Raw genomic sequence first — 25412 nt, forward strand, 5'->3', positions numbered from 1 at the left:
TTATGACCAGCACCGTCCCTTTAACCTGGCAAGAAGCCAACGACCAATATCTGGCGATCGCGATCACTAGAGTGCGGACGGCGTTGCAGGAATACATCGCCCGTGTCCAAGGACAACCTGCGCCGGAAGCATCTCCACCCATACAGCAACATCCGTTAACCCCACCTTCAGCCCTCCAAACCCTCTGCACTGCATTTGGTCTTACTTCCTTTGAGCGTGATTTGCTGGTGTTGTGTGCTGGAATAGAACTTAGTGGCTCTCTCGCCCAACTGTGTGCAACCGCCCAAGGCAGCTTGCAATTAGCGTATCTTACCTTCAGCCTAGCGCTAGCAGCCCTGCCCGATGCTCACTGGAGCGCCCTGGCTCCCACCAGTCCCCTCCGCCATTGGCGCTTGATTGAGGTCGGCAATGGTGAAAGCCTGACTCAAAGCCGTCTCCGCATTGACGAGCGGGTGCTACACTACCTCAACGGCGTATCCTACTTAGACGATCGCTTGCGCGGACTGGTAGAACCGATAAAGAATAATGCTTTGCTACCACCCTCCCACCAGCAACTCGTTGAAAGCCTTGTAAATAGACTGACAACAAATACCAGTATTTCCCAGCTAATTCAACTGTGTGGTGGTGAGCCGGAAGCTAAAGAAGCGATCGCCATTACCGCCTCTACCAATTTGGGACTCAACCTGCATACCCTACGAGCTACCGACCTCCCCACCAGCGCCGCTGAACGGGATGCTTTAGCACGTCTTTGGGAGCGGGAAGCAGTCTTGAGCCGCAGCGCCTTACTAGTAGATTGTGAAGTCGGAGAGAATAAAGACAAAGTATTACCTTTCCTCGAAACCGTCCAAAGCTTGGTAATGGTTGCCACCCGCGACCCTCTGCACCTGCGTCGCCCTTCCCTGCGCTTAGATATCAATAGACCTACCTCTGGCGAACAGCGCCAACTTTGGCAAGAGGCTCTAGGAGGCATAGTAGACCAAGATCTTGACCCCCTCATTGCTCAATTTCAACTCAGTGCTGCTGCCATTCAGGCGATTTGTTCAAAAGACTCATTATCTGCTAAAGACCTCTGGGATGCCTGCCGTATCCATGCACGTACTCGTTTAGATGACATGGCCCAGCGCATTCAACCTGTGGCTACCTGGGATGACTTGATCTTGCCAGAACCTCAGTGTCGAACCCTCCGGGAAATTGTCGCCCAAGTGCAACAGCGGATAACGGTTTATGAAACCTGGGGTGTTGCGGCTGGAAGTGCGAACGGTTTAGGGGTAAGCGCTCTATTTGCAGGGGCTAGCGGCACAGGCAAAACCTTGGCAGCAGAAGTACTAGCACAAGAATTACGGCTGGATCTCTACCGGATTGATCTCAGCCAAGTGGTGAGTAAATACATTGGGGAAACCGAAAAGAATTTGCGGCGGGTATTTGAAGCGGCCGAAGCAGGCGGCGCAATCTTGTTGTTTGATGAAGCAGATGCATTATTTGGTAAACGCAGCGAAGTAAAAGATAGTCACGATCGCTACGCCAATATTGAAGTTAGCTATCTGCTGCAACGGATGGAAGCTTATCGCGGACTAGCGATTTTGACAACAAATTTGAAAGGTGCGATCGACTCTGCATTCCTGCGGCGGATTCGCTTTGTGGTGCAGTTTCCATTTCCCGATGTCGCCCAGCGCCTAGATATTTGGCGGCGGATGTTCCCACCCAAACTGCCAACCAAAGGGCTAGATCTGAATCGGTTAGCGCAACTGAACATCCCTGGCGGTAATATTCGGACTATCGCCCTGAATGCTGCTTTCCTCGCTGCCGATGCTAAAGAACCTGTGCAGATGAAACACCTGCTACGGGCAGCCCAAAGCGAATATCTGAAGCTAGAGAAAACCCTGACGGATGCGGAGGCAAGTGGATGGATTTAACACCTGCTAATTTGGAGTTACACATAGAAGAACTTATCCTACATGGCTTTCCGGTCAGCGATCGCCACCGCATTGGAGCCGCTGTACAACAGGAACTCACCCGATTATTCGCACAGGGTATCCCACCATCTTTGATGCAAGGAGGAGCGATCGCCCAACTCAATGGCGGTATATTTGAGATGACACCTGGCACGCAGCCAGAAATTATCGGTGTCCAGATTGCTCAGTCTATTTATGGGGGGTTGAATCAATGAGTACAAAAACGTCAGCGGTAAATACAACAACGAAACCCTCCCTCAACAGCGACAAATCTGGACTGCTGCAACGCAAGTGTGCTTGTGGCAATTCGCCAGGGTTAACAGGCGAGTGTGCTGAATGCCAAAAAGAAAAACTCACTTTACAGCGATGGGCAACAAATCAAGATCATGCTGCTGAAGTGCCGCCAGTTGTGCATGAAGTATTGAACTCTTCCGGTCAACCCCTCGACCCGGCAACGCGCACCTTCATGGAATCTCGCTTTAATCACGGTGTGGATCAACAGATACATAGTCTGCAATCCCCTGTTGCCAAGAATATCAGTATAGGTTCAGCAGGCGATCGCTATGAGCAACAAGCAGATCGAGTTGCCGAACAAGTAATGCGATCGCCTGTTCCAACTAACCCACCTACTTCCCAGTCTCAACTTGACTTCAGTTTGGTTCGCATCCACACCGATGCCAAGGCTGCACAATCGGCTCAGGCAATTAGCGCCCGTGCTTACACCTTCAACCAGCACGTCGTATTTGGCTCAGGGCAATATGCACCTGACACGACTGAAGGCAAAAAACTCTTGGCTCATGAGTTGACGCACGTTGTACAGCAACAGGGACAACCAGCGATGAAGTTGCAACGGAAGCTGAATAGTCCAACACAAAGCGCTCCTGAAACACCAACAATAGATCAGGGCGCAGATACCGCAACTCAACCAGACCAACCTTCTACCCCAACTGCGACAACGCTACTCGCTCCGAAAGCCGCATTACCTTCAAATACTCCTACTGTGCCTGAGCCAATCGCCTCAGAAGTCTCTCCTACACCACAAGCCCAAACAGTACCCTCTGCTCCCACAAAAGACAATGTGGTTACTAGCAGTTCTGAGGGACTATTACAGTCTTTGGCAACTACGCCAGCCAGTTCTTTTATCCCAGCGATCGCAACTGTCAGACAGGCAACAGGGCAAGTACAAGCACAAGAAAAGGCAGAATTAACAGCGAACTTTCCGACGGTTGAACAACCCACTGGTTTACCTAGTATTCCTGATGCTACCAAAGTTGCACCAACTGTGCTGGAACGCGGCATCGCTCCAGAATTGCCCAGTGCGGGGGAAGGTAAAACGACAACAGAAATGCCCATCGCCGCAGCTAGTGGCCCCCTTCCTGCCAGCCAGGTATCTACCGCAGCGGCAGAACCCACGGCAGAGGACGAAGGCAGCTGGTGGGACTGGCTGTCTAACCGAGTCGGCAATTTTATCACCACCATCCCTACCACTGACCCTAACCTTTCCACTTCTGCTGGTTCTCGTCCCTATGTAGACCTGAGTGGCAATGCCGATCCGGCTCAGAATACCCAGTATCAACAGACTTCCCAGCAGACTATAGCCCAGCATCAAAGTGAGGCGGATGCCGCGATCGCTGCTGATTTTGGCGAAAATAACATTTACCCCACCTTACAGCCTCAAACTCTGCACCCAAGTTATGAGCCGACGACACCAGTAGCAAAGGAAGGCGTCAGTATGGCAGCACCAATTTTGCCGGATGTCCAGCGTCCTATCTTTGACCAAAGCTATACTCCTTGGACAACAGCAGCAGCCAAGCAGCAAGAGCCGCAATACTTACAGGATCAGACAGAATTTCAGCGTCAGTCTCAGGAAACACAGGTACAAGGACAGCAGCAAATTGCTACAGCCACAGAAGCGACACGGATGCAGCAAGAACAAATGCAGCAACTAGCTCGCAATGATGTGGATGCACAACGGCAACACTGGCGAGAAGAAAACAACAAAGTTCAGCAGCAATATGCTACGGAGTCCGATGCCAAACGCGGGGAAATCGATCAACAGATTCAGGACAAGGTGCAGACGACTGAAGCGGAAGCTGACCAGAAGTTAACTGATGCAGAAGTCAAAGCGGAGGAAGAACGGAGTAAAACTGAGCAAAAGGCAGCCAGTAAGAAGCAAGAGTTAGAAAACAAGCCTCAAAGTTTCTGGCAAAACCTCAAAGGCTCAATTTCTTCAGTGTTTGACAGCATCAAACAGGCAGTCAATAGTTTGTTTGAGGAACTGCGGCGTTTGGTGAAAAATATTCTGGATGCCGCCCGTACCGCTGCTAAGAATCTGATCGAAACTGGGCGTAAGCTGATTGTCGGTTTAATTCAAGACTTTGGTAACTTTGTTAAACAGCTGGTAGATGTGGCACTTGCCGCTTTCCCTGACCTGGCTGAGAAAGCGCGGCAGTGGATCGATAATCAGGTGAATCAGGCAATTAACGCTGTTAATCAGGCAGCTGATGCCTTAAAACAAGGTGTTGATATCATCCTGGATGGGATGGCTCGGATCATTGACACCGCTCTATCGGCGCTTCAAGTTGCTTTTAATACAGCACTGGATATCCTGGAAGCCATTGCGATCGCCCCGCTGCAAGTCTTGGAAATTCTAGCTCAGCTAGCAGAAATCCTCAAGGAGTTTCTCCCGTTACCTGAAGGGCTGGAGAAACTACGTAATTACTACCAAGGACTATTAGATCGGGCAAAAGCAATACTGGGAGAAACTTTTTCTGATGCAACTCAATCAGAAGCGATCGCTACTGCTCCCACTGCATCTATTAGCAACATTGCGCCGTCGATGATGGCAAGCTCAGCAACGCCAGCAACCACCTTGGCTACTAGCACCTCATCCAACATCATCCAGCGCCAGCCTAGTTCTCAAGCACCTGCGGGTAAAGTGCCGCTCGGCTCTCCAGGTGGTTTTAACTCACCAACTACTGAGCCAGCCGGTGGTTGCGGACTATGTTACGGTATACCCGCTGCGGTAGGTACAGCCGCTCACACCCTGATTCAGCAAGAATTTGAAATTCTCCATCCCCTTGGGCTGATGGAATTTCCTTTCTCCAGTCCTACAGATGAAAACGGCAGGTTAGATTTAGCGATCGCAACTCCCACTGGCTTGCAAATTGGCGAAATTAAGCCTGCCAATCCTGCGGGATATGCACAGGGCGCTGCCGATATGCTGTTCTATACTGCTGCCCTCAAAGCAGTTTACCCAAATTCCACCATCAGTCCCCTGACCAGCCTAATTCCACCTTTGATTTTCCCCACCCTTTCACCCAATTGTCCGGTGCAAGATTTGTTTGTTGCACCGCCGATTGCTGGAGTTTACGGCTATTTCTGTAAACCTAGTTTTAGTGAGTTACTGGCAAAGGGATGCAAGTGTAATGGCAAGCCAAAGAAGGAGAAAGAGAAAGAAAAGGTAAAAGAAAAGGTGAAGGAAAAGGAAAAAGTGAAGGAAGAGGTGAAAATCAGGCAAAGGATTCCTGACTGGGTATTAATCCTCGCAATGATTGCCCTCTTAATTGTCGGCATTATCCTACTCCTCATACCCTCTCCTGATCCCATCACCAAGGGAGGTGGCGCAGGCGCTCTTGTTGGTGCAGGAGCCATATTAATGTTGTTGCTCAACAAGTCTCGTTCAGAGTCCGAACCGATCGCCTGAATACAGGGGACTCCAGCCTCAGCATTCTGATGTATGTCTTTCGTCAAGCGAGGATTTAAGAAATGCGATCGCACACCTCAACTAAATCACTACCAAAATCCTCCTTTACCCCAGCGCGATCGCCCCTACTCCAGCGAAAGTGCGATTGTGGTAATTCGGCTGGGTTAACGGGGAAGTGTAGCGCCTGCGAGGATAAATCACTAACCTTGCAAAGACGCTCTAAAAATCAAACAGAAACCACTGCTGAAGTTCCGCCAATTGTGCATGAAGTCTTGAGTTCGTCCGGTCAACCTCTTGATCATCAAACCCTCAACTTCATGGGATCTCACTTTGAACATGACTTTAGCCGGGTAAGCGTGCATACCGATTCCAAAGCAGCAGAATCCGCCCAGGCAATCAATGCTTTAGCTTACACAGTGGGACAGAATATTGTATTTGGAGCAGGGCAATTTGCACCAAATACAACAACGGGTAAGAGGATACTGGCGCACGAGTTAACTCACGTAGTTCAGCAAAGCCATCAGGGACTAACTCCATCACTACAACGCCAATCATCTGCTGGAACAGAAAGTGATGCACTTGAAGTAGAAGCAGACAAGATTGCTCAGAATGTAGTTAAAAGCCCGACAAAAAAAGCTAGTTCACTTCAGAAGAAAAAAACCAAGAAAGCTGTCAGTTCTCTCTTGACCTTTGCTCAGGTAGAAAAATATATTCTCAGCAATAACAATTCCAGCCTCAGTAAGGAATTCCTGCTCTGTTTGATTTGGAAGGAAAGTGGATTTGATCCAAAAACCAAAAATTCTTCGAGCAGTGCAACTGGACTGATGCAAATGACCAAAGGAGCAGTCACAGAGGTCAATAAAAATACACCCAAAGGTGTGCATTTTAACCATAGTGAGATGACTGATCCTGAAAAAAATATTGCCTGTGGAACTTATTATCTAACTATCCGAATTAAGTGGGCAAAGGGAAATATCAAGAAAGGTGTAGAGGGCTTTGGTACTGGAGCCGGATATGCTGACAAAATCTTGGATTGTGAAACTTGCTTGCAAAAGCAGCCAGCTGAACCCAATGATTGCTTGTTTACTATTCATAAATAGCGTAAAATCATTTTTTTGAACAATCTTTGAGGAAATATACTAATGCTATCAATTTTGCAAACACTGATTTTTTTATTTGGGACTGCATTCATCTTGGGTTTTCTTACCTATGGGCTAATTGATAACACCAATCCGCCCAAAAAAGATGATAATAATCCCGCGCCAATTCCTCCAGTAGGAGATTCTCCTACTGCTGAAAAAGCTGAACCAGTTTCTTCATAGCTTCAGGGTTTTTGGTGTCTAAACTTACGGATTCTTCTTTTGAGGGAGCAGTTCTGGATCGGGTTCTGGCAATAGTTGAGTGAGTTTTAAGTCCCAACCAAAGGCTTGTTTTAGCGTGCGATCAACCCAGATCGTCACAAGCTGAAAGGGTAGTAGTAAGACAGCAACAAATTTTTTCAAAATAGTCGTCGGCGTGGGATTATCTGCTTCTAACCAGATGCGAAATCCACGTCCTGTATGGAATCCCAGCAGCCAGACAAATAGAAAACCACCCACAATAGACAGCAGTACTAGCAGCAGCAACCGAGCAAATTGAGTAAAAATCTGCCAAGTTTTCCAGACAGCTTCTTTGTATATCTTGCTGGTGTCGCGGCTGGTGACAGTTTGCCATAGTTCATTAGTCTGACAAGAGAGCGTTGTCCACCAGCGTTGCCAAGCATCTTGCAGAGGTTGAAGGGTTGGAGGCTGAGAAGTCTGGGTTTGAAGAGAAGTCATATAAGTAATTATCTCAAGAGTAAGCTATCCAAAATTAGAGATTCTCTAGTTAGTAAAACGTGAGTTAAAGCACTTTTGCAAACTATTGGTTAAGGGTTAAAGCTCAATAGAAAAAAAATTCATGCCTTTAACCTTTTGTCCTTTACCCAATTCTTGCAAGAAGTCTGATGACTGAAGGGTATAACTTTTGTAAAACAATTGTTGGGCGATCGCTAAAATCATTATGATTTTTAACAATTCTTTGGCTAAAAGTGAATAATCATTACGTATTTAGAGGAAGAATTACAAATCTGGTAAAAACTGGCGGAAAACAGTATCCTTTTCACAGAAAACTTTAATTATTCAGCATAACCACTATAGTAATACTAATTAAATTTTGAGAAAAATAAATCAAAAATCTCAACGGAGCAAAATCAGGCTTGTCCTTTGCTAAACTCTCCGAAGTTCATCATTGCTCAGCACTGTTTCAGTGAAGATTATCCATTCATAAATTTAGAAATCTAAATTAGGCTTTATGATTGCCTTTACTCTTTCTCCACGTCTGGTTAAAGGAGCCATTGTTGCCATTGATCCAACTACCAATCGGGTAGCTCGAACTATTGTTTTTCAGTACAACCCAGAAACGCTTTCTCGGACTTTGCAGGTTCAGGCAATTGAAGAAAATGGTGCTCGATCAGAGGTATTTCGGCTCAAGGGCGCACCAGTGGAAACTATTCGATTAGAAATTGAAATTGATGCTACTGACCACTTAGCCAATGGAGAAAAAACAGCAGTAAATTTAGGTATTTATCCCCAATTAGCGGCATTAGAAACGTTAATTTATCCTGACGTTGAGCGGGTATCTAAAAATATGGAAAACGCTGCCAAAGGAGTGTTAGAAATCATTCCTACGGAAGCTCCGATGACACTACTAGTTTGGGGAAAAAAACGAGTCCTACCCGTTCGACTGACCGATTTTAGTATCAACGAGGAAGCATACGATGTAAATCTCAATCCCATTCGCGCTAAAGTTTCCCTCAGTTTACGTGTCCTCAACTATGACGATCTTCCTTGGGGACAACGTGGCTCCAAACTATTCCTAACCCATCATCGTGAAAAGCAAAATCTAGCTAGACAAGGGAAAATATCCCTTGCTGAAACCACAGTCGTTCAAATCAATATCCCAAATCTGTAATCTCCTCCCATGTTCGACCCCAATAGCCGCTATTACCGCTTGGAAACTGCCGAGTACACCACCCCCGACGATCGCAAAATTGCCTATAAGCGGCGGCGCTTTTTGCCACAGGGCGAAATGCTACCGCTACAGCTAGAAGTCACGGTAACACGAGACGATCGCCTGGATTTAATCACGGCGCAAACACTGGGAGAAGGAGAGCAGTTCTGGCAGGTTTGCGACGCCAACAACGCCATGCAGCCAGAAGACTTACTAGCAGAGCCGATACAAGTGTTGCGGATTCCCGTTCCCCAGCCACTTTCGCAGATGTAAGGACGCGACGACAATGCCCGGAATTACCCTAACGCTACGAATTGGGAAAAAAACACCTCAACTAGCTCCGATGCTGTTGACAGAGGCGTTGCAGAGTGTGGAAGTCAGCCATAAAGACAGCGATCGCTCAGGTTTCCAGATAGTTTTTCAAGTCGGGCGATCGGGGTCACGCGATTTGCAGGATGATCGGTTGCTGCAAAGTCCGCTACTAGAACCATTTAACCGAGTCATCCTGGTAATTACACTGAACGCCAAAGCACAGGTATTAATGGATGGCATCATTACACACCAAGAGTTTTCGCCCAGTATGGAGCCAGGGCGCTCTACACTCACGGTGACAGGGGAAGATGTGAGCGTAATGATGGCTAAATCAAAGCTGAAGATTCAACATCCGCAACAGAGTGAATCGGCGATCGCTCGCAAAATTATCAGTAATTACTCAGAGTACAAACTCATCGCCGATATCCAGAAACCCCCAGCCGAAGCCGCACCCTCCCGAAATGAGCGCATACCCGCCCAATCTGGTAGTGATTTGGAATACCTAGGGTTATTGGCAGATCGTTTTGGGTACGTATTTTACGTAACGCCAGGGCCAGGAGTAGGACAGAATACCGCCTACTGGGGGCCGCCCCCACGCGGTACAAATCCCCAAAAAGCAATCACAGTCAACATGGGAGCCTTTAGCAATGCCGACTCAATTAACTTTCAGTTTGATGCTCAATCAGCAACCCAGATGCAAGGCAGCATTCAGGAACGGCAGAGAAACCAGATCCGGCGGTTGCAAGTGATGAAAAGCGATCGCTCCCCACTAGCGCGACAATCTGCCTTCCAACTTCAGCAAACACAAGGTGTCCCACACATCAAGACATTTGAAGAAACCGGGCACGACCTAGCCAGAGCACAAGCACGTAGCCAAGCAATAGTCAACCAATCAACCGACAATGTTCTTACCGTCAGCGGTGAACTGGACACTCTGCGCTACGGCGAACTCTTAAAGTTGCGAGAACTAGTGAATCTGCGCGGCGTCGGCAACACCTATGACGGTACTTACTACGTCAAAAGCGTCACCCATCGCCTCCGTCAAGGGGAATACAAACAGAGCTTCACCATCACCCGTGAAGGGCGAGGCAGCACGATTTCGGCTGTGAGGAGATAAATCTATGCCGCAATTTTTTGGTAAGTATCGAGGAAAAGTCGCCGCCAACAAAGACCCGCTTCATTTGGGTCGGGTTCAAGTTCAAGTGGCAGCAGTATATGGCGAAGGTCGAGTTAGTTGGGCAATGCCCAGCACCCCCTACGCTGGAAAAGATATTGGCTTTTTTGCCATTCCCCCAGTTGGCACAAATGTTTGGGTGGAATTCGAGAAAGGCGATCCTGACTATCCCATCTGGAGCGGCTGTTTTTGGAACCAAGGGGAACTACCGCAAAATGCCAGGGTGGAAGATCCCGTGAAAGTGCAGGTGTTCAGAGCTGAGGGCATCACCCTAACTTGGAGCAATTTGGGAGAAAACAAAGGAGTCACCCTAGAGGTAGACACTCCTGTAGTAGAACGCAAACTCAAATTAGTCTTCAACAGCGACGGCATTGAACTTAATAACAAAGATGAAACCACCATTAAACTCAAGGCTGATGTGATTGAGTTAAAAAACCGCAATAGCTCCACCATCACCATTCGGGCGGATAACATCCAACTTCAAGAAACTGCAATTGAAGTCAAACTTACCGCTAACAGCATCGACCTCACCTGCGCTCCCGCCACAATCAAACTCAGCACTTCCTCTGGAATTGAGTTGAGCAACTTACCAGCCACCGCCAAATTTAATTCCTCTGGTATGGAGATTAGTGCTACTCCCGCCAGTTTAAAAATTTCACCAGCAGCAATTGAACTCAGCAATACTGCTGCCAATATCAAAATTTCTCCCGTCTCGGTCAATGTCAACAATGGTGCTCTGGAGGTAATTTAATGCCTGGCTTTCTATTAAACGTGGGCAGTACCGTTCTTTGCGCGCATGGGGGACAAGCAAAACCCACCGTCCCCAATCCTCGCGTCCGAGTAATGGGAATGCCAGTAGTGACCCAGGGGCCGCCTTACATAATTGCAGGCTGCGCTAATCCGCCGCCTCCACTCAATGTCGGCCCCTGCGTAGTCGGAAACTGGATTCTGGCAGCACTACGAGTGAAAGTTATGGGATTGCCAGTACTACTTCAAGATAGTCAGGCAATCTGCCTACCAACAGGAACCCCGTTGACTGCCATACTTGCTCAACCGCGTGTTAGGGGGATGTAATTCGTAATTTGTAATTTTTAATTGGTAAGGGTGCGATGCGAAAAAGTGGAAGCATATTGAGGGGAGCAGGGTTCACGAATATCAAAGGCTCGTCTGCGAATATCAAAGGTTCGTTCACGAATATCAAAGGTTCGTCTGCGAATATCAAAGGCTCGTTCACGAATATCAAAGGTTCGTCTGCAAATATCAAAGGTTCGTCTGCAAATATCAAAGGTTCGTTCGCAAATATCAAAGGTTCGTTCACGAATATCAAAGGTTCGTTCGCGAATATCAAAGGTTCGTTCACGAATATCAAAGGTTCGTTCGCGAATATCAAAGGTTCATTATTGCATTGCAAAAGATATCTTCCCTGCCTCCCCTGCGGTGGTCAGATCCCCGACTTCTTAAAAAAGTCGGGGATCTAATAGCCCAGAGAATACATGCTTGAACAATTTGGTAGAACTATGCAGATTGGCTATCCATTTCAAATTGATGGGCGGGGACGAGTGGCGGATGCAACCCCAGAACAGCACATTCGCCAAATGATTGAGCAGGTGTTGTTTACATTGCCGGGGGAGCGAGTCAACCGTCCAGACTTTGGCAGCGGTGTACAACAACTTATCTTTGCACCCAACAGCGAAGAACTGGCAGCGGCGACAGAGTTCTTAGTAAAAGGGTCGCTAGAACAGTGGTTAGGGGAGGTGATTGAGGTAGAGGCGGTGGAGGTGCAGAACGAAGACGCCAGTTTACAGATTACAGTTCAGTATCGAGTGCGGCGAACCCAAGAGCGTCAGGTTGTGGAGTTTTCTCGCAATGGTTAGTACACAATACCGATGTAAAAATGAACGACGCAGAAACGAAGTTCGTAAACGCAAGGATGCGGACGGACTGCCGATTTTGAATGGCATTGATTATTTAGAAGTCGCCACAGATCAAAAAACGCTGTTTGTTCATTTCATCCACATCCTGGAGCAAAATACTTTAACCATTGAAAACATTCAGGTAAGAAGGTTTGAGGGAACAACGGCGATTGAGGTTCCCATTGAATCGGTGAGTGCCTCAAGCAGGCTGTTAACCATTGGGGTGACAGCGCCTAAAGATGTGTTGACGTACACAATGCAATTGGTAGAAGCATTCGGCAAGGAAAAACCGCCTACCGGATTTGACTCACAACTGGCACAGGTAGAGTTTTTATTCCAGGTGGCAGATTTGAGCGAGTTTGACTGCAAAACACCGACTGAACCAACTGAAAAACCACCTCTACCCCCAGTAATTGATTATCTGGCCAAAGATTACGCTAGCTTTCGCCAATTGATGCTGGATCGGTTGGCGGTGACAATGCCGCAGTGGCAAGAGCGCAGCCCCGCTGACCTAGGGATTATGTTGGTGGAACTGGTAGCTTATAAGGCAGACTATCTCAGTTATTTCCAGGATGCGGTAGCAACGGAAGCATATCTGGGAACCGCTCGCAAGCGTGTGTCGGTGCGTCGCCATGCCCGTCTACTCAATTACCCCATGCATGATGGCTGTAACGCCCGCACCTGGGTAACACTGCGGGTGAATCAACCTTTGATGTTGCCCGATCGCAATACTGTAAAAACACGCTTTTTAACAAATGTGCCTGATCTTCCTAGCATCCTATCTGAAAAAGAATTTGATATTGCCATTAACCGAGGAGCGCAGGTATTTGAAGCGATGGAGGATGCCAAGCTTGATCCTGCCTGCAACGAAATACATTTTTATACTTGGAGCGATCTGACGTGTGTGCTGCCTACCGGGGCGATCGCTGCCACACTGAAGGATGAAGGGAAACTGGCGCAACTATTACAGCCGGGTACTGTGCTGATCATTGAGGAAGTCAAAGGAGCGCAAAGCGGTGAACCAGCAGATGCCGATTTGACTCATCGTCATGCGGTGCGATTGACAAAGGTAATGTTAGATCGTGATCCATTGGAAGATGTGAGCTTAGTAGAGATTGAATGGTCGCAAGAGGATGCATTACCGTTTCCTATTACCATTTCCCAAATAGTGGGCGATCGCCCCATCTCTAATATCAGCATTGTCCGGGGTAACGTTATTCTGGTCGATCACGGCTACACGGTGGATGGTTCAGAAAACCGGATGCTTGATTGGGTATCAGCCAAACGCTACCGTGCTCGCCTGCGAGAAAGACCGCTAACTCAACAAGGACGGGTACAAGTTAGCACCGACACACAAAAACAAGATTCCACCGCTGCGGCTTTTGTCAAGGCCTTTGGCAAAGATTGGTCTGAGTGGTGGGGTAGTAGACCAACCTTTAACCCCAGCGCCTCGGCTGCGTCTGTCTGGAAATGGGAAATGCGTGATGTGATGCCTGCCATTTTCCTAGAAGAACAGGATGCCTCAACCACCGAGATCAGCTTTTGGTATCCCCAACGAGATTTGCTCAATAGCGATCGCTTTGCCCGCGAGTTTGTCGTGGAAATGGAGGATGATGGACGTGCTTATCTGCGGTTTGGTGATGGTCAGGTGGGTAGACAGCCCCAAGCAGACGCCACCTTGTCGGCAATCTATCGCATTGGCAACGGTACACAGGGGAATGTGGGAGCAGAGGCGATCGCTCATCTCTTCTGTAAAGCATGGGATTCTCAAGAAGTTCTGCTAACAATCGGCAATACCAATCCTATCCGTAACCCCCTCCCAGCAAGAGGCGGCGTTGACCCAGAACCGATTGAGCAAGTGCGGCTTTATGCGCCCCAAGCATTTCGCACACTGCAACGGGCAGTCACAGAGGCAGATTATGCCGAAATTGTCCAGCGCTTTCCTGGTGTTTCCAAAGCGCTGGCAACTCGCCGCTGGACGGGTAGTTGGTACACGATTTTTATCACAGTAGATCGGCAGAATGGTTTGCTAATTGATGAGACATTTAAGCAGGAATTGACCAGCTTTTTAGAACAGTTTCGCCTGACGGGTCAGGATGTAGAAATCGAAAGTCCGAGCTTTATACCGTTGGATATTGCCCTCAAGGTTCAGGTTGCACCCGATTATTTTCAGAGCCAGGTGAAGGAAGCCTTGCTGAATGCTTTTAGTAACAAAGTGTTGGGTGAGGGACGACTGGGGTTTTTCCATCCTGATAATTTCAGCTTTGGTCAGCCAGTGTATCTGAGTAAGGTAATTACACAGGCGATGCAGGTGGTGGGTGTGCAGTCTGTTACCGCAAAGCGTTTTCAACGCTGGGGATTGCCACCACAAAACGAGTTGGAATTAGGGCGAATTGCCCTTGGGCGACTGGAAATTGCCCGCCTAGATAACGACGCCAATATGCCGGGACAAGGCAGACTTGAATTATTGCTGGAGGGAGGCTTATGACGTGTCCCGAACAACCGCAACAACCGCGCAATCGCCCTGGTTTACCCGCCCTGAGTTATCGAATTGGGGACTATGCTTCGTTTCGCGATCGCCTCCTTAGCCGCCTCACTTGCCCCATAGTCACGCCCGACAAACCCCAGGGCATTTCCCTACGCCAGCTAAATACACGCACCAACGACGACCCCGCGATCGCCCTCTTGGATGCCTGCGCTGTGGTTGCCGATGTCCTCACTTTTTACCAAGAGCGGATCATCAACGAAGGTTATCTACTCACTGCCACCGAGCGGCGCTCAGTACTAGAATTAGCGCGGATGATTGGCTACGAACTAAATCCGGGTGTCGCTGCTAGTACAGTTTTGGCGTTTACCGTCGAAGATGCCCCCGGTTCTCCCACCGTCGCCACCATTGCCAAAGGCACACAAATCCTCAGCATTCCTGAACAAGACGAACTACCACAGACTTTCGAGACTAGTGAAGACTTCACCGCCCATCTGGAATGGAACGCCCTCAAACCCCGCCCCAACCGTTCCCAAAAAATTACTAAGAGTACCCGCCAACTCTACCTCAACGGTACGAGTACCGGATTGCAGCCAGGTGATGCACTGCTACTAATGGATGGAGATGACCCAGAAAAGCCGCATTATTTGCTCAGTCTCGATACCGTTACACCCAACGCCAAAGATGGTTACACCGTCGTCACCTGGGAACGGCAATTACCCCCTACCCTAGAACAACCACCCCGCAACCCCACCGTTATCGCCTTTCGCCAGCGGGCAAATATGTTTGGCTTCAACGCCCCCCGGTGGGACACCATGCCCGACGAAATTAAGCTGGCAAACGGTGGCAAAATCAAGGGTGGCGTTTATCGCTACAACGTTGGTAGTAATTCTCAGTGGCAGTCAGTTAATACAGGTTTGCTGAGTTTTGACATTCGTTGTCTGGTCGCCAATCTCAAAACAGGTTCCTTGTTTGCTGGAACGCCCCTTGGGATTTTTCGCTCCAAAACTAACAGCGAAACCTGGACGCTGAATAACACTGGACTGACAAATTTTAGTATTCAAACCATCCTGGCGGCATCGAATGGGGAACTGTTGGCGGGTAGCACGGGTGGGGGTGTATTTCGCTCCACAGATGACGGCGAAAGCTGGTCGCCCATTGGCATAGGTTCGGTGAAAGTCAAAATTAGCGGAGCAGGTGGGACACAAACCTCGGAGCCGGAAATCACAGGCATTCCCAATACAGTTGTTCATGCTCTGGCGACTTATGATTTCACCCTTACACCACCAACTCTATCCACAAATGGAACTACAGTAACGATTACCAGAGGAAACGGAATTATTCCTTTGAACCTCCAACCAGGAGATGCGATCGTTGTTGGGCAACAAATTAGATTTGTGACTGGGGTTAGTGCTACAAATCCAGCGCAAGTTACTATTAACGATTCGTTTCGCAATCCTCCGCCGCCGTTGCCGAATGGTGCAGAGATTAACCTACCACTTGGAACGGCTTTCATCGCGTTTCGTCCTTCTAGTTCTCCTGGTGCTTCCGCCTTGGTGCTAACAAGTAGTAGCGGTAATTACATCTTTGCGGCGACGGATGTTGGAGTTTATCGCTCCAATGATCAAGGGCATAATTGGGACGGTAAAAATAATTTATCTAATCAGGTTGTTCGATCGCTAGCAGTTTGTTCAGGTTTTATCTTTGCCAAAACCGATCGCGGCATTTTGCAATCTAGTGACCAAGGAGCAATCTGGAACTCAACAAATCTCACAGATACGGGTAAGGAAATTCGCTCGCTGGTAGCGTTTGGCAATGATGCGTTTGTGGCTGCAAGCGATGGAGTTTATCGATCGCGCAGTGGGGGAAACTGGGAACAGAAGAACAACGGTTTAATTGATACCAATGTGTGGGCGATCGCAATCAACCAAGTGAGCGAGCAACCAGGTGATCTATTTGCATTCACAGCTAGCGGCATTTTCCAATCCATAGACCAAGGCGAGAACTGGACTTCATTTAGTAGTGCCTCGAAAAATCCTGACTTGACCGCCGTTACAGCTTGTGTAAAATCTGTTGTCGCTAATCCAAATCAAATCTTTGTAGGTTCTGCTTTTACTGGTTTTGAGAAAGTAACTGAAGCAGGCTGGACAAACTACAACATTCCAACTCCCCAACCGGGGCAAGATTTGCAAATTGATTTAGATACACTTTATCCCCGGATTATTGCTGATAGCTGGGTGGTGTTACGCCAGGGAAATCGTTTCCAACTGTGCAAAGTCAAAGATGTTATTGAAACACAGCGCCAGGACTTCACCCTAGACACGAAAATCACGCGAATTCTCACGAATACAGTAAGCCAGCTAGAGAAATTCAATCTACGAGATACGATGGTGCTGGCGCAAAGTGAGACGCTTTCACTCACTAAAGATCCGTTAACAGTTGCAGTACAGCAAGAAAATATCTTTTTCGACCCCATTTGGACAAACAAAGTCTTGCTGAGTGAGTACGTCAAAGGTTTACAGCCTCAGCATCCAGTAATTATCAGCGGTAAACGCATTCGAGCCGAAGTTTTGAATGTGGGTGGAGTTGTGCAGTCTGGGAATGATGGCGATCGCTGGTTCCGTAATAATATTGGTTTAACTAACACTGAAGTTACTGCATTTACTTCCCATCTCCAACCAGAATTAGGGACACTCGCCAGAAACTTCACCGCCATCCTGGGAACAAAAGCCGCCTTTAGCAAGGAACTTAAGGTTGGTGCAGGTATTACAGTAAATGGTGAAACTCAGACGATTAGCAGTATTTATTCAGACAATTCTCTCCTGGTAAACACAAGATTCACCAATGAGCTATCCGAAGTCCCATTTACATATTCTGGAGCGGGAACAGGGACGATCACCAGTAGTGACACTATGATTGCAGGCAGCAATACTGTTTTCACCAGAGAGTTGAAAGTTGGTGCTGAGATTAAAGTTGGGGAGCAATCAATAAAAATTAAGGATATTTTCTCTGATACATCGCTGGTTTTAGAGTCTGCTTTCAGTTTAGATTTACCGCCCGGAACAACCTTTACTTACAAAGGTGAGGGAACAGGTACAATTTCGAGCGATCGCACTGCTATTCAAGGCACTAATACTGAGTTTCTCAAAGCCTTAAAAGTTGGTCAAGCAATCACAATTAATAATCAGACCAAACTTGTTACAGGCATCATCTCAGATACTTCTCTGTTTGTTGATGCTGATGTTGACGATTTAACGAGTCAGTCTTTTGAGAGTAATACGCTGTTTGTGGGGACTAACGGCGGTGGTGTTTTTCGCTCGCTCAACAACGGTAACACCTGGGAACCCATCAATCGCGGTTTAACAGATCTGAAGATTCAAGCGATCGCCACTAAAACCATTCAACCAGAAGCTAGTGATGCTCCAACTCCAGGATATAAACTGTTTGTCGGCACAGCAAACGGCGTATTCCAAACAGAGAGAGAAATTCAGTGGCAGGAAGTAAATACGAATTTGGTGTATTCTGATGTCCGTGCCTTAATAGTGAGCAACAGTGGTGATTTGCTGGCGGGGACAATCAACGGCGGTGTTTTGCGCTATGCCAATGACGGACAAACCTGGATGCAGACAGGATTGGATGTTGTCGATGTCCAGACTTTGGCAGTTGACCCTAATGGAGACATCTTTGCTGGAACTATTGCCGATGGTGTGTTCCGTTCTGCTGATGACGGTAACACTTGGAAAAAACTGGATGCTGGGTTGACCAATCCCAACGTTACTAGCCTGGTAGCTTACCGCAAATTGGGAACTGGAAATGTAACTACTATTGACGCTAAGGTACTTGGACTAGTATCTGAACAGGATGAACCGGGTACAGCCTTCACCACAGAATTTGCAGTCGGTGACACAATTACTATTGCAGGGCAGACACGCCGCGTCACGAAAGTTATTTCTGATATTCGTTTAGATATTGACCGAAAATTTGATCGAGAAGATATCACCGAAGCCAGCAACTTTCAGGTAACACGAGTATTGGCGGGTACTGCTGGTAGTGGCGTATTTCGCCTCAAGCCCAATCAACAACAAAACCCGATTTGGGAACCTATTGCCAATAATCCCACCGATTTGAATATTCTGTGTTTGACGATTCAGCCTGTTACTAGCGATTTGTTTGCTGGTACGGCAAGCGGCGGTGTATTCCGCTCTCGCGATGATGGCAATTTGTGGAAATCCAGCAATGGGGGGCTGACTAGCCTAAATCCACAAATCAACCCTACAGGAAAGGTAAACACCGAGTTTCGAGCGATCGCAGTGCTTAATCAGCATCTTTTCGCTGTCGGTATTGGTATTCTGATTTCGCCTGACAACCTTTACACTGTGCCAATTCGCTCAGGCGATCGCTTGCAAGTCATGTCTTTGTCTATACCTCTGCCCGAAAAAGGTCGAGAGGAACAAGCTGAGAATCTGGGACAAAAATGGTTGCTCAAAGACCGTGATGGCTTTACAGGCGTGGTGATGACTGCTGAGATGGAAGATATACGGCTCTTAGAGGCGACAGCCGAGGATGAAGCAGTTAGTGAAATAAATGCGATCGCCATTCCACCTAACGATCAGCAAGAGCCGTTGTTGACTTTCACAGAGCCGATTCAAAATAGCTATGACCCGCAAACTGTGCAGATTTATGCCAATGTAGTCCGAGCAACGCATGGCGAAACGATTCAGGAAGTCTTGGGTAACGGTGATGGTACAGTGACGAATCAAAAGTTTATTTTGAATAAGCCGCCCTTAACATACATATCTGCATCTACACCCAGCGGTTCTCAAACCACACTTCAGATCAGAGTCAATAATGTGCTGTGGCAAGAAGTGCCTTCCTTATACCAGCGATCGCCTCTAGAACAAATCTACATCACCCGCATCGCCAATGATCAAACAGTCACGATTACCTCTGGTGACGGCATTCACGGGGCGCGACTGCCCACAGGCTTGGAAAATATCACCGCTACTTATCGCAGCGGCATTGGGCTAGCAGGGCGAGTGGGGGCTAATCAATTAACTCTGCTGAAGACACGTCCTCTAGGCATTTCTGAAGTTACCAATCCGCTGCCAGCCACCGGCGCAGCTGACCCAGAAACCATGTTAGAAGCGCAGACAAGCGCCCCTTTAACCATCCGCACGCTGGGGCGAATTGTATCGTTGCAAGACTACGAAGACTTTGCCCGCGCCTTTGCTGGCATTGGCAAGGCCCAGGCAAAGTTACTGTGGGCAGGTGAAACCCAGCAGGTACATATTACTGTGGCAGCAATTGGGGGCGCAGCTGTGCTAACTGATTCAGCGTTGTACATCAACTTGGTAAAGGCAATTGATGATGCTCGCGATCCGGTGCAACAGGTGCAGGTTGATTCTTACGAACCGTTGGCGTTTAACTTGGAGGCAAAACTGTTAATTGATCAGCGATACCTACCAGATAAAGTGCTGGCACAGGTGAAAGCGGCGCTGCTGAAGCGGTTCACCTTTGAGAAACGCGACTTTGGGCAGGATGTGACGACGGCAGAAGCGATCGCCACTCTCCAAGCAATCACAGGGGTTGTGGCCGTCGATCTAGACGCGCTACATCGCCGCGATTTAACCCGCAATCTAGAATCCGTCTCAGCATTGCCCGCCCGCTGGGATGTTGTAAATCGCCAAATCCTACCTGCTCAGTTATTAACAATCAGTCCTGCTGGAATTCGTCTGCGAGTGGAGGCAAGTTTATGACTCACAACGACATCCCCGAACGTCTTTACTCTCTTCTCCCCGCCATCTACCGGATTCGGGACGAGTCCCAAGATGGATCGCTGCGATCGCTGCTCAGCATCATTGAGAGCGAACTGCAATTAGTCGAGCAAGATATTGAAAACCTCTATGAAAACTGGTTTATCGAAACCTGCGATGATTGGGTAGTGCCATACATCGGCAATTTACTTGCGGTACGTGAATTGAGTGCCGAAAGCCACCGCACCTTTGGACAGGAACGTCGCGCCTTCGTTGCCAATACCCTCGCCTATCGCCAGCGCAAAGGCACAACCCCTGTATTAGAACAACTGGCGCGAGATATTACTGGCTGGGGCGCAAGGGCGGTAGAATCTCAACGGTTGGTAGCAGCAACTCAAAATGTCAACCACGTTCGCCCCCAAACTGGCACTGTGAATCTGCGCCGCATCGGGCAATCAGAGCGCTTAGGCACTCCCTTTGAGACAGGAGTTGCCTATACTACCCAAATTGGCCCCAGTCGTGGCGGCGGTAAATATAATCCCAACAGCGTTATCCTCTACCTCTGGCGGTTGCAATCCTATCTAGTTGAAAGAGGCACTCCCCGCGCTGTATCAGGGCTTGACTCCGCGCAAGGACGCTATTTCACCTTTAATCCTCTTGGCTATGACAAAATTCCCCTGTTCAACACTCCGCAAACCGAGAGAGACATCACGACGTTGGCAGAAGAAATCAACGTTCCCGGTATCCTGACACGGGATCTGCTGAAGGCGTATGCACCAGAAGCCCGGCCAGTACAAGTATTTGTCAAGGGAGAACGGCAGCCGTATCAAGTAGACGACCTCTCAAATTGGCAGTCTGATCTTACTGGTACGCTGGTAGTTGATCCAGAACTGGGACGGTTGGCGTTCCTCAGCGAGCCACCTGAGCAAGTAGAAGTAACCTATGCTTATGGCTTCAGCGGCGATATCGGAGGTGGGGTTTACGAACGAACAGATGCGATCGCCCAACAACCACCTAATCCAGGACAAATTACTTGGAAGGTGAATTCTGACTTGCCGGCGCTATTACAGATAGTAAAAATCTGGAATCAATACGCCCGCAAGTGGCAACACTGCTATGACTTAATCAATTTTCCTGTAGCGCGACTGGTACTCAGTCCTGATCAACAGATTTACCGAGTTGATTTAGATAATAAGCGAGAAGAACGCAATCTCAATCTGTCTCCAAATATGCGGGCGGGTATCTTGCAGGGCTTAAAAGCGATCGCTCATCTTGGAGAAATTGACGTGGTGGTAACGCCCGGTGTGGCGGTGGATATTCAGGGGCGAGCGATGCGGCTGAATGTTCGGCATTCGGTGATTGTGGGCTGCTATCCCAGTCAAACGGTGCGGCTGGTGATTTTTTACCCGGAACGAGAATGGGAACCTCACTGGGAAATTCGGGCGCTACCTATGGATGAGTGGGAGCAAGATTTAGTCAAAACTTACATTCCGTTGGTAGAACTGACAATCAACGCTGACGGCAGAATTGAGAAAGTGAGCAACGCTGTACGGCAGAATTTTCAGTTTCAGCCGGGGTTTGTGGGCGAATTCAAGTTGTCCATCCCATCTAGTTTAAGTGGCTCGAATGACGTGTTGGAGATTTCGGCAAATCCGGGAGCCTTCGCTGTTAACCGTAATGGCCAAAAGATCAATCTGACTCAGGTTGCTTCTTACGCGTTGTCACAGGAACCACCAAAAACGATGTTGCTGTTCATTGCTCCTGGTAAAGAACCAGGGACAGGCAGACTAGATATTGTTCCTGATACAGAACGTGTGATTATCGAACTCCAGGGCAACCACACTTATACTCGCAATTTGGCGTTGCAAATTCCAGCAGAAAAGCAGCTGCATCTAGTTGCTAGTAATGGCGATCGCCCCCACCTGTTAGGCAATCTCACAATTCGCGGCATCGCAACCCCCGATACCGAAAATGCAGGTGACTTTTTCCTGGAAGGGCTGCTAGTAGAAGGCAAGCTTACTGTGTTGCCGGGAAACCTGCAACGTCTGCAAATTGCCCATTCCACACTGGTTCCCCAAGCGGGAGGGCTAGTAGTACAAAAGGCGGAATACGAAATTATAGACGCAGATCCAGAAGATGTTACCTTGCTGGCGCTATTGATGTATAGCCTGATGCTGTTGCAACGTTTGCTGCGAGTAGGGCTAAGCAGTAATGGCTTATCGACTCAAGAGCGAATTTCCCAAATGTCACAGATTGTCTTGCAACAGGTGAGTACTTTGTTTGCAGGCATCCAGCGAGTGATCGAGCAGTTGCAACCGCCGTCACCAGTATATGAAGACGAGGAATCGCCACAACCTCGACACAGCTGTACTGTATGTCAAGAACCCGACGACGACGATGTGAATCTAGATGAGGACAATTCGCTCCTTGCGATCGCCATTCACCAGAGTATTTGTGGAGCGATCGCTTTGGTAGATACTGTGCCAGAACTCCGAATCACCGATAGTATCATCGATGCTGGAGAGGATAGTAATCACGGGGCGATCGCTGCTCTGGGAGCCGATGTAGATGTGAAGACTTCTACTATCTTGGGTGCTGTTACTGTCCGCAGTTTAGAAGCCGAAGAGAGTATTTTTCGCAATCAAGTTTCTGTTTTACGCAGGCAAGTAGGCTGTCTACGCTTCTGCTATGTACCACAGGGTTCGCGCACACCTCGCCGTTTCCGCTGCCAACCCGATTTAATTTTATCTGAACGAATAAAAGAACCTCCAGCAGCGATCGCAACTCTGTCTGTTGACCCCGCAGGGCAAGTCTACGCGGGAACACGGGGTAATGGTGTATTCCAGTTGCTTGAAGAAGGAGTCTGGATACCTTTAAATGCTGAACTGAGCAATTTGAATGTCACAGCTCTACCTGCTACTGCCATTCCTGGTACTGGCAGTATCTCTAGTACACCCGCATCCCCAAATATCGTTACAGGCATCAACACCCTGTTCACACAGGAGTTGAGATCTGGAGATTGGATCACTGCTGAAGGTCAAAACCGCATGGTGCAGGAAATTATCTCAGACCAGCAAATTAAACTGGATGCACCGTTTAACCCCCCCCTTCCCAATGATGGCAAGCCGTTTACAATCCACACCTTATTTGCAGGCAGGGCAGACGGCACATTGCTGAGAGCAACATCAACTCTCCGCTCTGGTATTGGCACTCTTAGTAGTACTGGTTTGGATGCAGAGAATCTTGTCGCTGTCACAGGCTGCAATACTTTTTTCCAGGAACAAGTAGCAGCAGGGAGGATAATTACGATCGCTGATCAGCAGCGCACTGTACAGAGAATCGCGTCAAATACGCTGCTGTATATTGATACCGCATTTGACCGCACCGTAACGGGTGAAGAGTTTTTGATTACCAATCCCACCAATGGCACAACGACAGCCGGAACCGGAAAAGTTAGCAGTACGCGCGATCGCACTATGGTTACAGGCTGCAATACCCGACTTACCCAAGAAGTTCTGCTTGGAGACGACATCATAATTGTTAATCAACTGCCCACGGGCGAGGAGAATATACAGAGGCGGACAGTAGTGGCGATCGCTTCTGATAATGTACTCAGCGTCAATACTGCATTCAATGCTGATTTTGTCAATAGCTTCAAAATTCGGCGCACTGTTTGGACACCAATTACCCCCAATCTCACCAACACCCGCATCAACGCCTTAATACCATACACTATGGGCACTGGCACGATTGCCAGCGTTGGCGACACAGTTACAGGACAACAAACGCTGTTCAAAACAGAATTTACCGTCGGTGACATAATTACCGTTACAGGAGTAAAAACACAAACGCGAAAAGTCACAGAAATTGTTTCCAACACAGAGTTAAAAGTCCACGCGCCATTTGATGCAGATTTAACACCAGGTACATCATTTCAAGTAATGGGCATTTTGATGGGAACGTCTGGCAACGGCGTCTTCCGGTCTACCGATGGCGGTAGACAGTGGGTTGCAGTCAATCAAGGATTAACGAATCTGGATGTACGAGCGATCGCTCACCATCCCCTTACTAGCTACCTGTTTGTGGGCACTCATGGCAACGGCGTTTTCCGTTCCACCGATCATGGTATGACTTGGACAGGTGGCGACCCCCTCGACCCAGAAATCCGCCAGACTGGGTTGACATTTCCTAACATCACCTGCCTAACCATCAATCCGATCACCGACGATATCTTTGCTGGAACCGAAGGCGGTGGCGTGTTCTGTTCCAGCGATTTTGGACAACGCTGGATGCCTGCTAACGATGGGTTGTCTCATTCCACTATCACAGCCCTAAGTAGCTTCGCTCAAAATGGCACAGGCACTCTCTCCAGCCGTTATACCCAAGTCACCGGAATCGATACCCGTTTTCATACCGAACTCCGAGAAGGTGATACCCTCACCATCAACGGACAAACCCGTACAATCATCCAAATACATGCCGATAACGACCTGATCATCAATGACGCCTTTGACCCAGATCTACCAGAAGGAACGACATTCAAAATTGCTACCCTCTATGCAGGTGCTTCTGAGGGTACTATCTACCGTTCCACCAGCAATGGTAAAACTTGGGAAGCGATCGCCCATTTAACGGATACTGACATCTCAGCATTCGCCGTGCAGCAACAAGCACCACGTCCAGTCCTATTCGCGGGGACACAGCTTGGTAGCCTGTATCGGCAGGAAGAAAGCGATCGCTGGATAGCCCTCAACCAAGGTATCCAAGGTGTTGAAGAAACCTTGCTGTTGCTCAACCAGATGCAACCGTGCTTCACCACCGAGCAATATGGACAGCCAGCATACACCCAACTTAGTACTATCTGTCCAGTAGAAATTTGCACAGGAGCAGAAGACGGCTCCGAAATGGGTGTTTTTCATTACCTAAAACAACCGCAGCGTCAGGCAAATCTCCAAGCCAGCTTGCAAGAATACCTCCGATTTGGGCTACAGGCAGACATTATCTATATAACTTAAATCAATTCTCCAAAATCAGGCTACAAATACAAGCCTATAAACCTAAATTAAATCTAACTTTCTGGCGTTGCT

The 25412-nt window shown here is 48.3% G+C and carries 16 protein-coding genes; 15 read left to right on the top strand and 1 reads right to left on the bottom strand.

What is annotated here, in order from left to right; genetic code table 11:
* The first annotated feature begins 2 nt into the window (after nt 1-2).
* The 6 genes from HCR01_RS23875 to HCR01_RS23895 are packed head-to-tail and all read left to right on the top strand — an operon-like array spanning nt 3 to nt 6980.
* Nucleotides 3-1913, top strand: coding sequence for an ATP-binding protein (locus tag HCR01_RS23875; protein ID WP_193198581.1), 1911 nt, complete (start codon nt 3-5; stop codon nt 1911-1913).
* Nucleotides 1904-2167 (top strand): hypothetical protein, encoded by a 264-nt coding sequence (locus HCR01_RS23880; protein WP_193198582.1) that lies wholly within the window; start codon nt 1904-1906, stop codon nt 2165-2167. Before HCR01_RS23875 ends, HCR01_RS23880 begins: the two co-directional genes overlap by 10 nt.
* Nucleotides 2164-5658 (top strand): DUF4157 domain-containing protein, encoded by a 3495-nt coding sequence (locus HCR01_RS23885; RefSeq protein ID WP_193198583.1) that lies wholly within the window; start codon nt 2164-2166, stop codon nt 5656-5658. The genes HCR01_RS23880 and HCR01_RS23885 overlap by 4 nt, the downstream gene beginning before the upstream one ends.
* A gap of 33 nt (nt 5659-5691) precedes the next feature.
* On the top strand, nt 5692-5826 hold the full coding sequence (locus HCR01_RS40120; protein ID WP_264299938.1) for a hypothetical protein: 135 nt from the start codon (nt 5692-5694) through the stop codon (nt 5824-5826).
* Nucleotides 5827-5864: 38 nt separating this feature from the next.
* Nucleotides 5865-6758, top strand: coding sequence for a DUF4157 domain-containing protein (locus HCR01_RS23890; protein ID WP_226889582.1), 894 nt, complete (start codon nt 5865-5867; stop codon nt 6756-6758).
* 42 nt (nt 6759-6800) lie between these two features.
* Entirely contained in the window at nt 6801-6980 is a 180-nt protein-coding gene (locus HCR01_RS23895) for a hypothetical protein (RefSeq protein ID WP_193198585.1), read from the top strand.
* Nucleotides 6981-7004: 24 nt separating this feature from the next.
* Here the strand turns inward: HCR01_RS23895 and HCR01_RS23900 are convergent, their stop codons facing one another.
* Nucleotides 7005-7475, bottom strand: a complete 471-nt coding sequence (locus HCR01_RS23900; RefSeq protein WP_193198586.1) for a hypothetical protein — start codon at nt 7473-7475, stop codon at nt 7005-7007.
* Nucleotides 7476-7989: 514 nt separating this feature from the next.
* Here HCR01_RS23900 and HCR01_RS23910 point away from each other — a divergent pair.
* From HCR01_RS23910 to HCR01_RS23950, 9 genes are all read left to right on the top strand, one after another.
* Nucleotides 7990-8649: a hypothetical protein gene (locus HCR01_RS23910; protein ID WP_193198588.1), complete on the top strand. Its 660-nt coding sequence runs from the start codon at nt 7990-7992 to the stop codon at nt 8647-8649.
* Between the two features lie 9 nt (nt 8650-8658).
* Nucleotides 8659-8961, top strand: a complete 303-nt coding sequence (locus tag HCR01_RS23915) for a hypothetical protein (protein WP_193198589.1) — start codon at nt 8659-8661, stop codon at nt 8959-8961.
* A 13-nt stretch (nt 8962-8974) separates the two neighbouring features.
* A complete protein-coding gene (locus tag HCR01_RS23920) occupies nt 8975-10117 on the top strand; it encodes a hypothetical protein (protein ID WP_193198590.1) in 1143 nt (380 codons plus the stop codon).
* Between the two features lie 4 nt (nt 10118-10121).
* A complete protein-coding gene (locus HCR01_RS23925; protein WP_193198591.1) occupies nt 10122-10925 on the top strand; it encodes a phage baseplate assembly protein V in 804 nt (267 codons plus the stop codon).
* Nucleotides 10925-11248 carry a hypothetical protein gene (locus HCR01_RS23930; protein WP_193198592.1) on the top strand — a complete coding sequence of 108 codons (324 nt, stop codon included), beginning with the start codon at nt 10925-10927 and terminating at the stop codon, nt 11246-11248. Before HCR01_RS23925 ends, HCR01_RS23930 begins: the two co-directional genes overlap by 1 nt.
* 419 nt (nt 11249-11667) lie before the next feature.
* Nucleotides 11668-12048 (top strand): GPW/gp25 family protein, encoded by a 381-nt coding sequence (locus HCR01_RS23935; RefSeq protein WP_226889583.1) that lies wholly within the window; start codon nt 11668-11670, stop codon nt 12046-12048.
* Nucleotides 12041-14575, top strand: coding sequence for a baseplate J/gp47 family protein (locus HCR01_RS23940; protein ID WP_193198593.1), 2535 nt, complete (start codon nt 12041-12043; stop codon nt 14573-14575). Before HCR01_RS23935 ends, HCR01_RS23940 begins: the two co-directional genes overlap by 8 nt.
* Nucleotides 14572-20328, top strand: a complete 5757-nt coding sequence (locus HCR01_RS23945; RefSeq protein WP_193198594.1) for a putative baseplate assembly protein — start codon at nt 14572-14574, stop codon at nt 20326-20328. The genes HCR01_RS23940 and HCR01_RS23945 overlap by 4 nt, the downstream gene beginning before the upstream one ends.
* Nucleotides 20325-25340, top strand: coding sequence for an exo-alpha-sialidase (locus HCR01_RS23950; protein WP_193198595.1), 5016 nt, complete (start codon nt 20325-20327; stop codon nt 25338-25340). Before HCR01_RS23945 ends, HCR01_RS23950 begins: the two co-directional genes overlap by 4 nt.
* The last annotated feature ends 72 nt before the right edge of the window (nt 25341-25412 follow it).

This window comes from Nostoc sp. MG11 (assembly GCF_014904695.1).
Classification (GTDB): domain Bacteria; phylum Cyanobacteriota; class Cyanobacteriia; order Cyanobacteriales; family Nostocaceae; genus Komarekiella.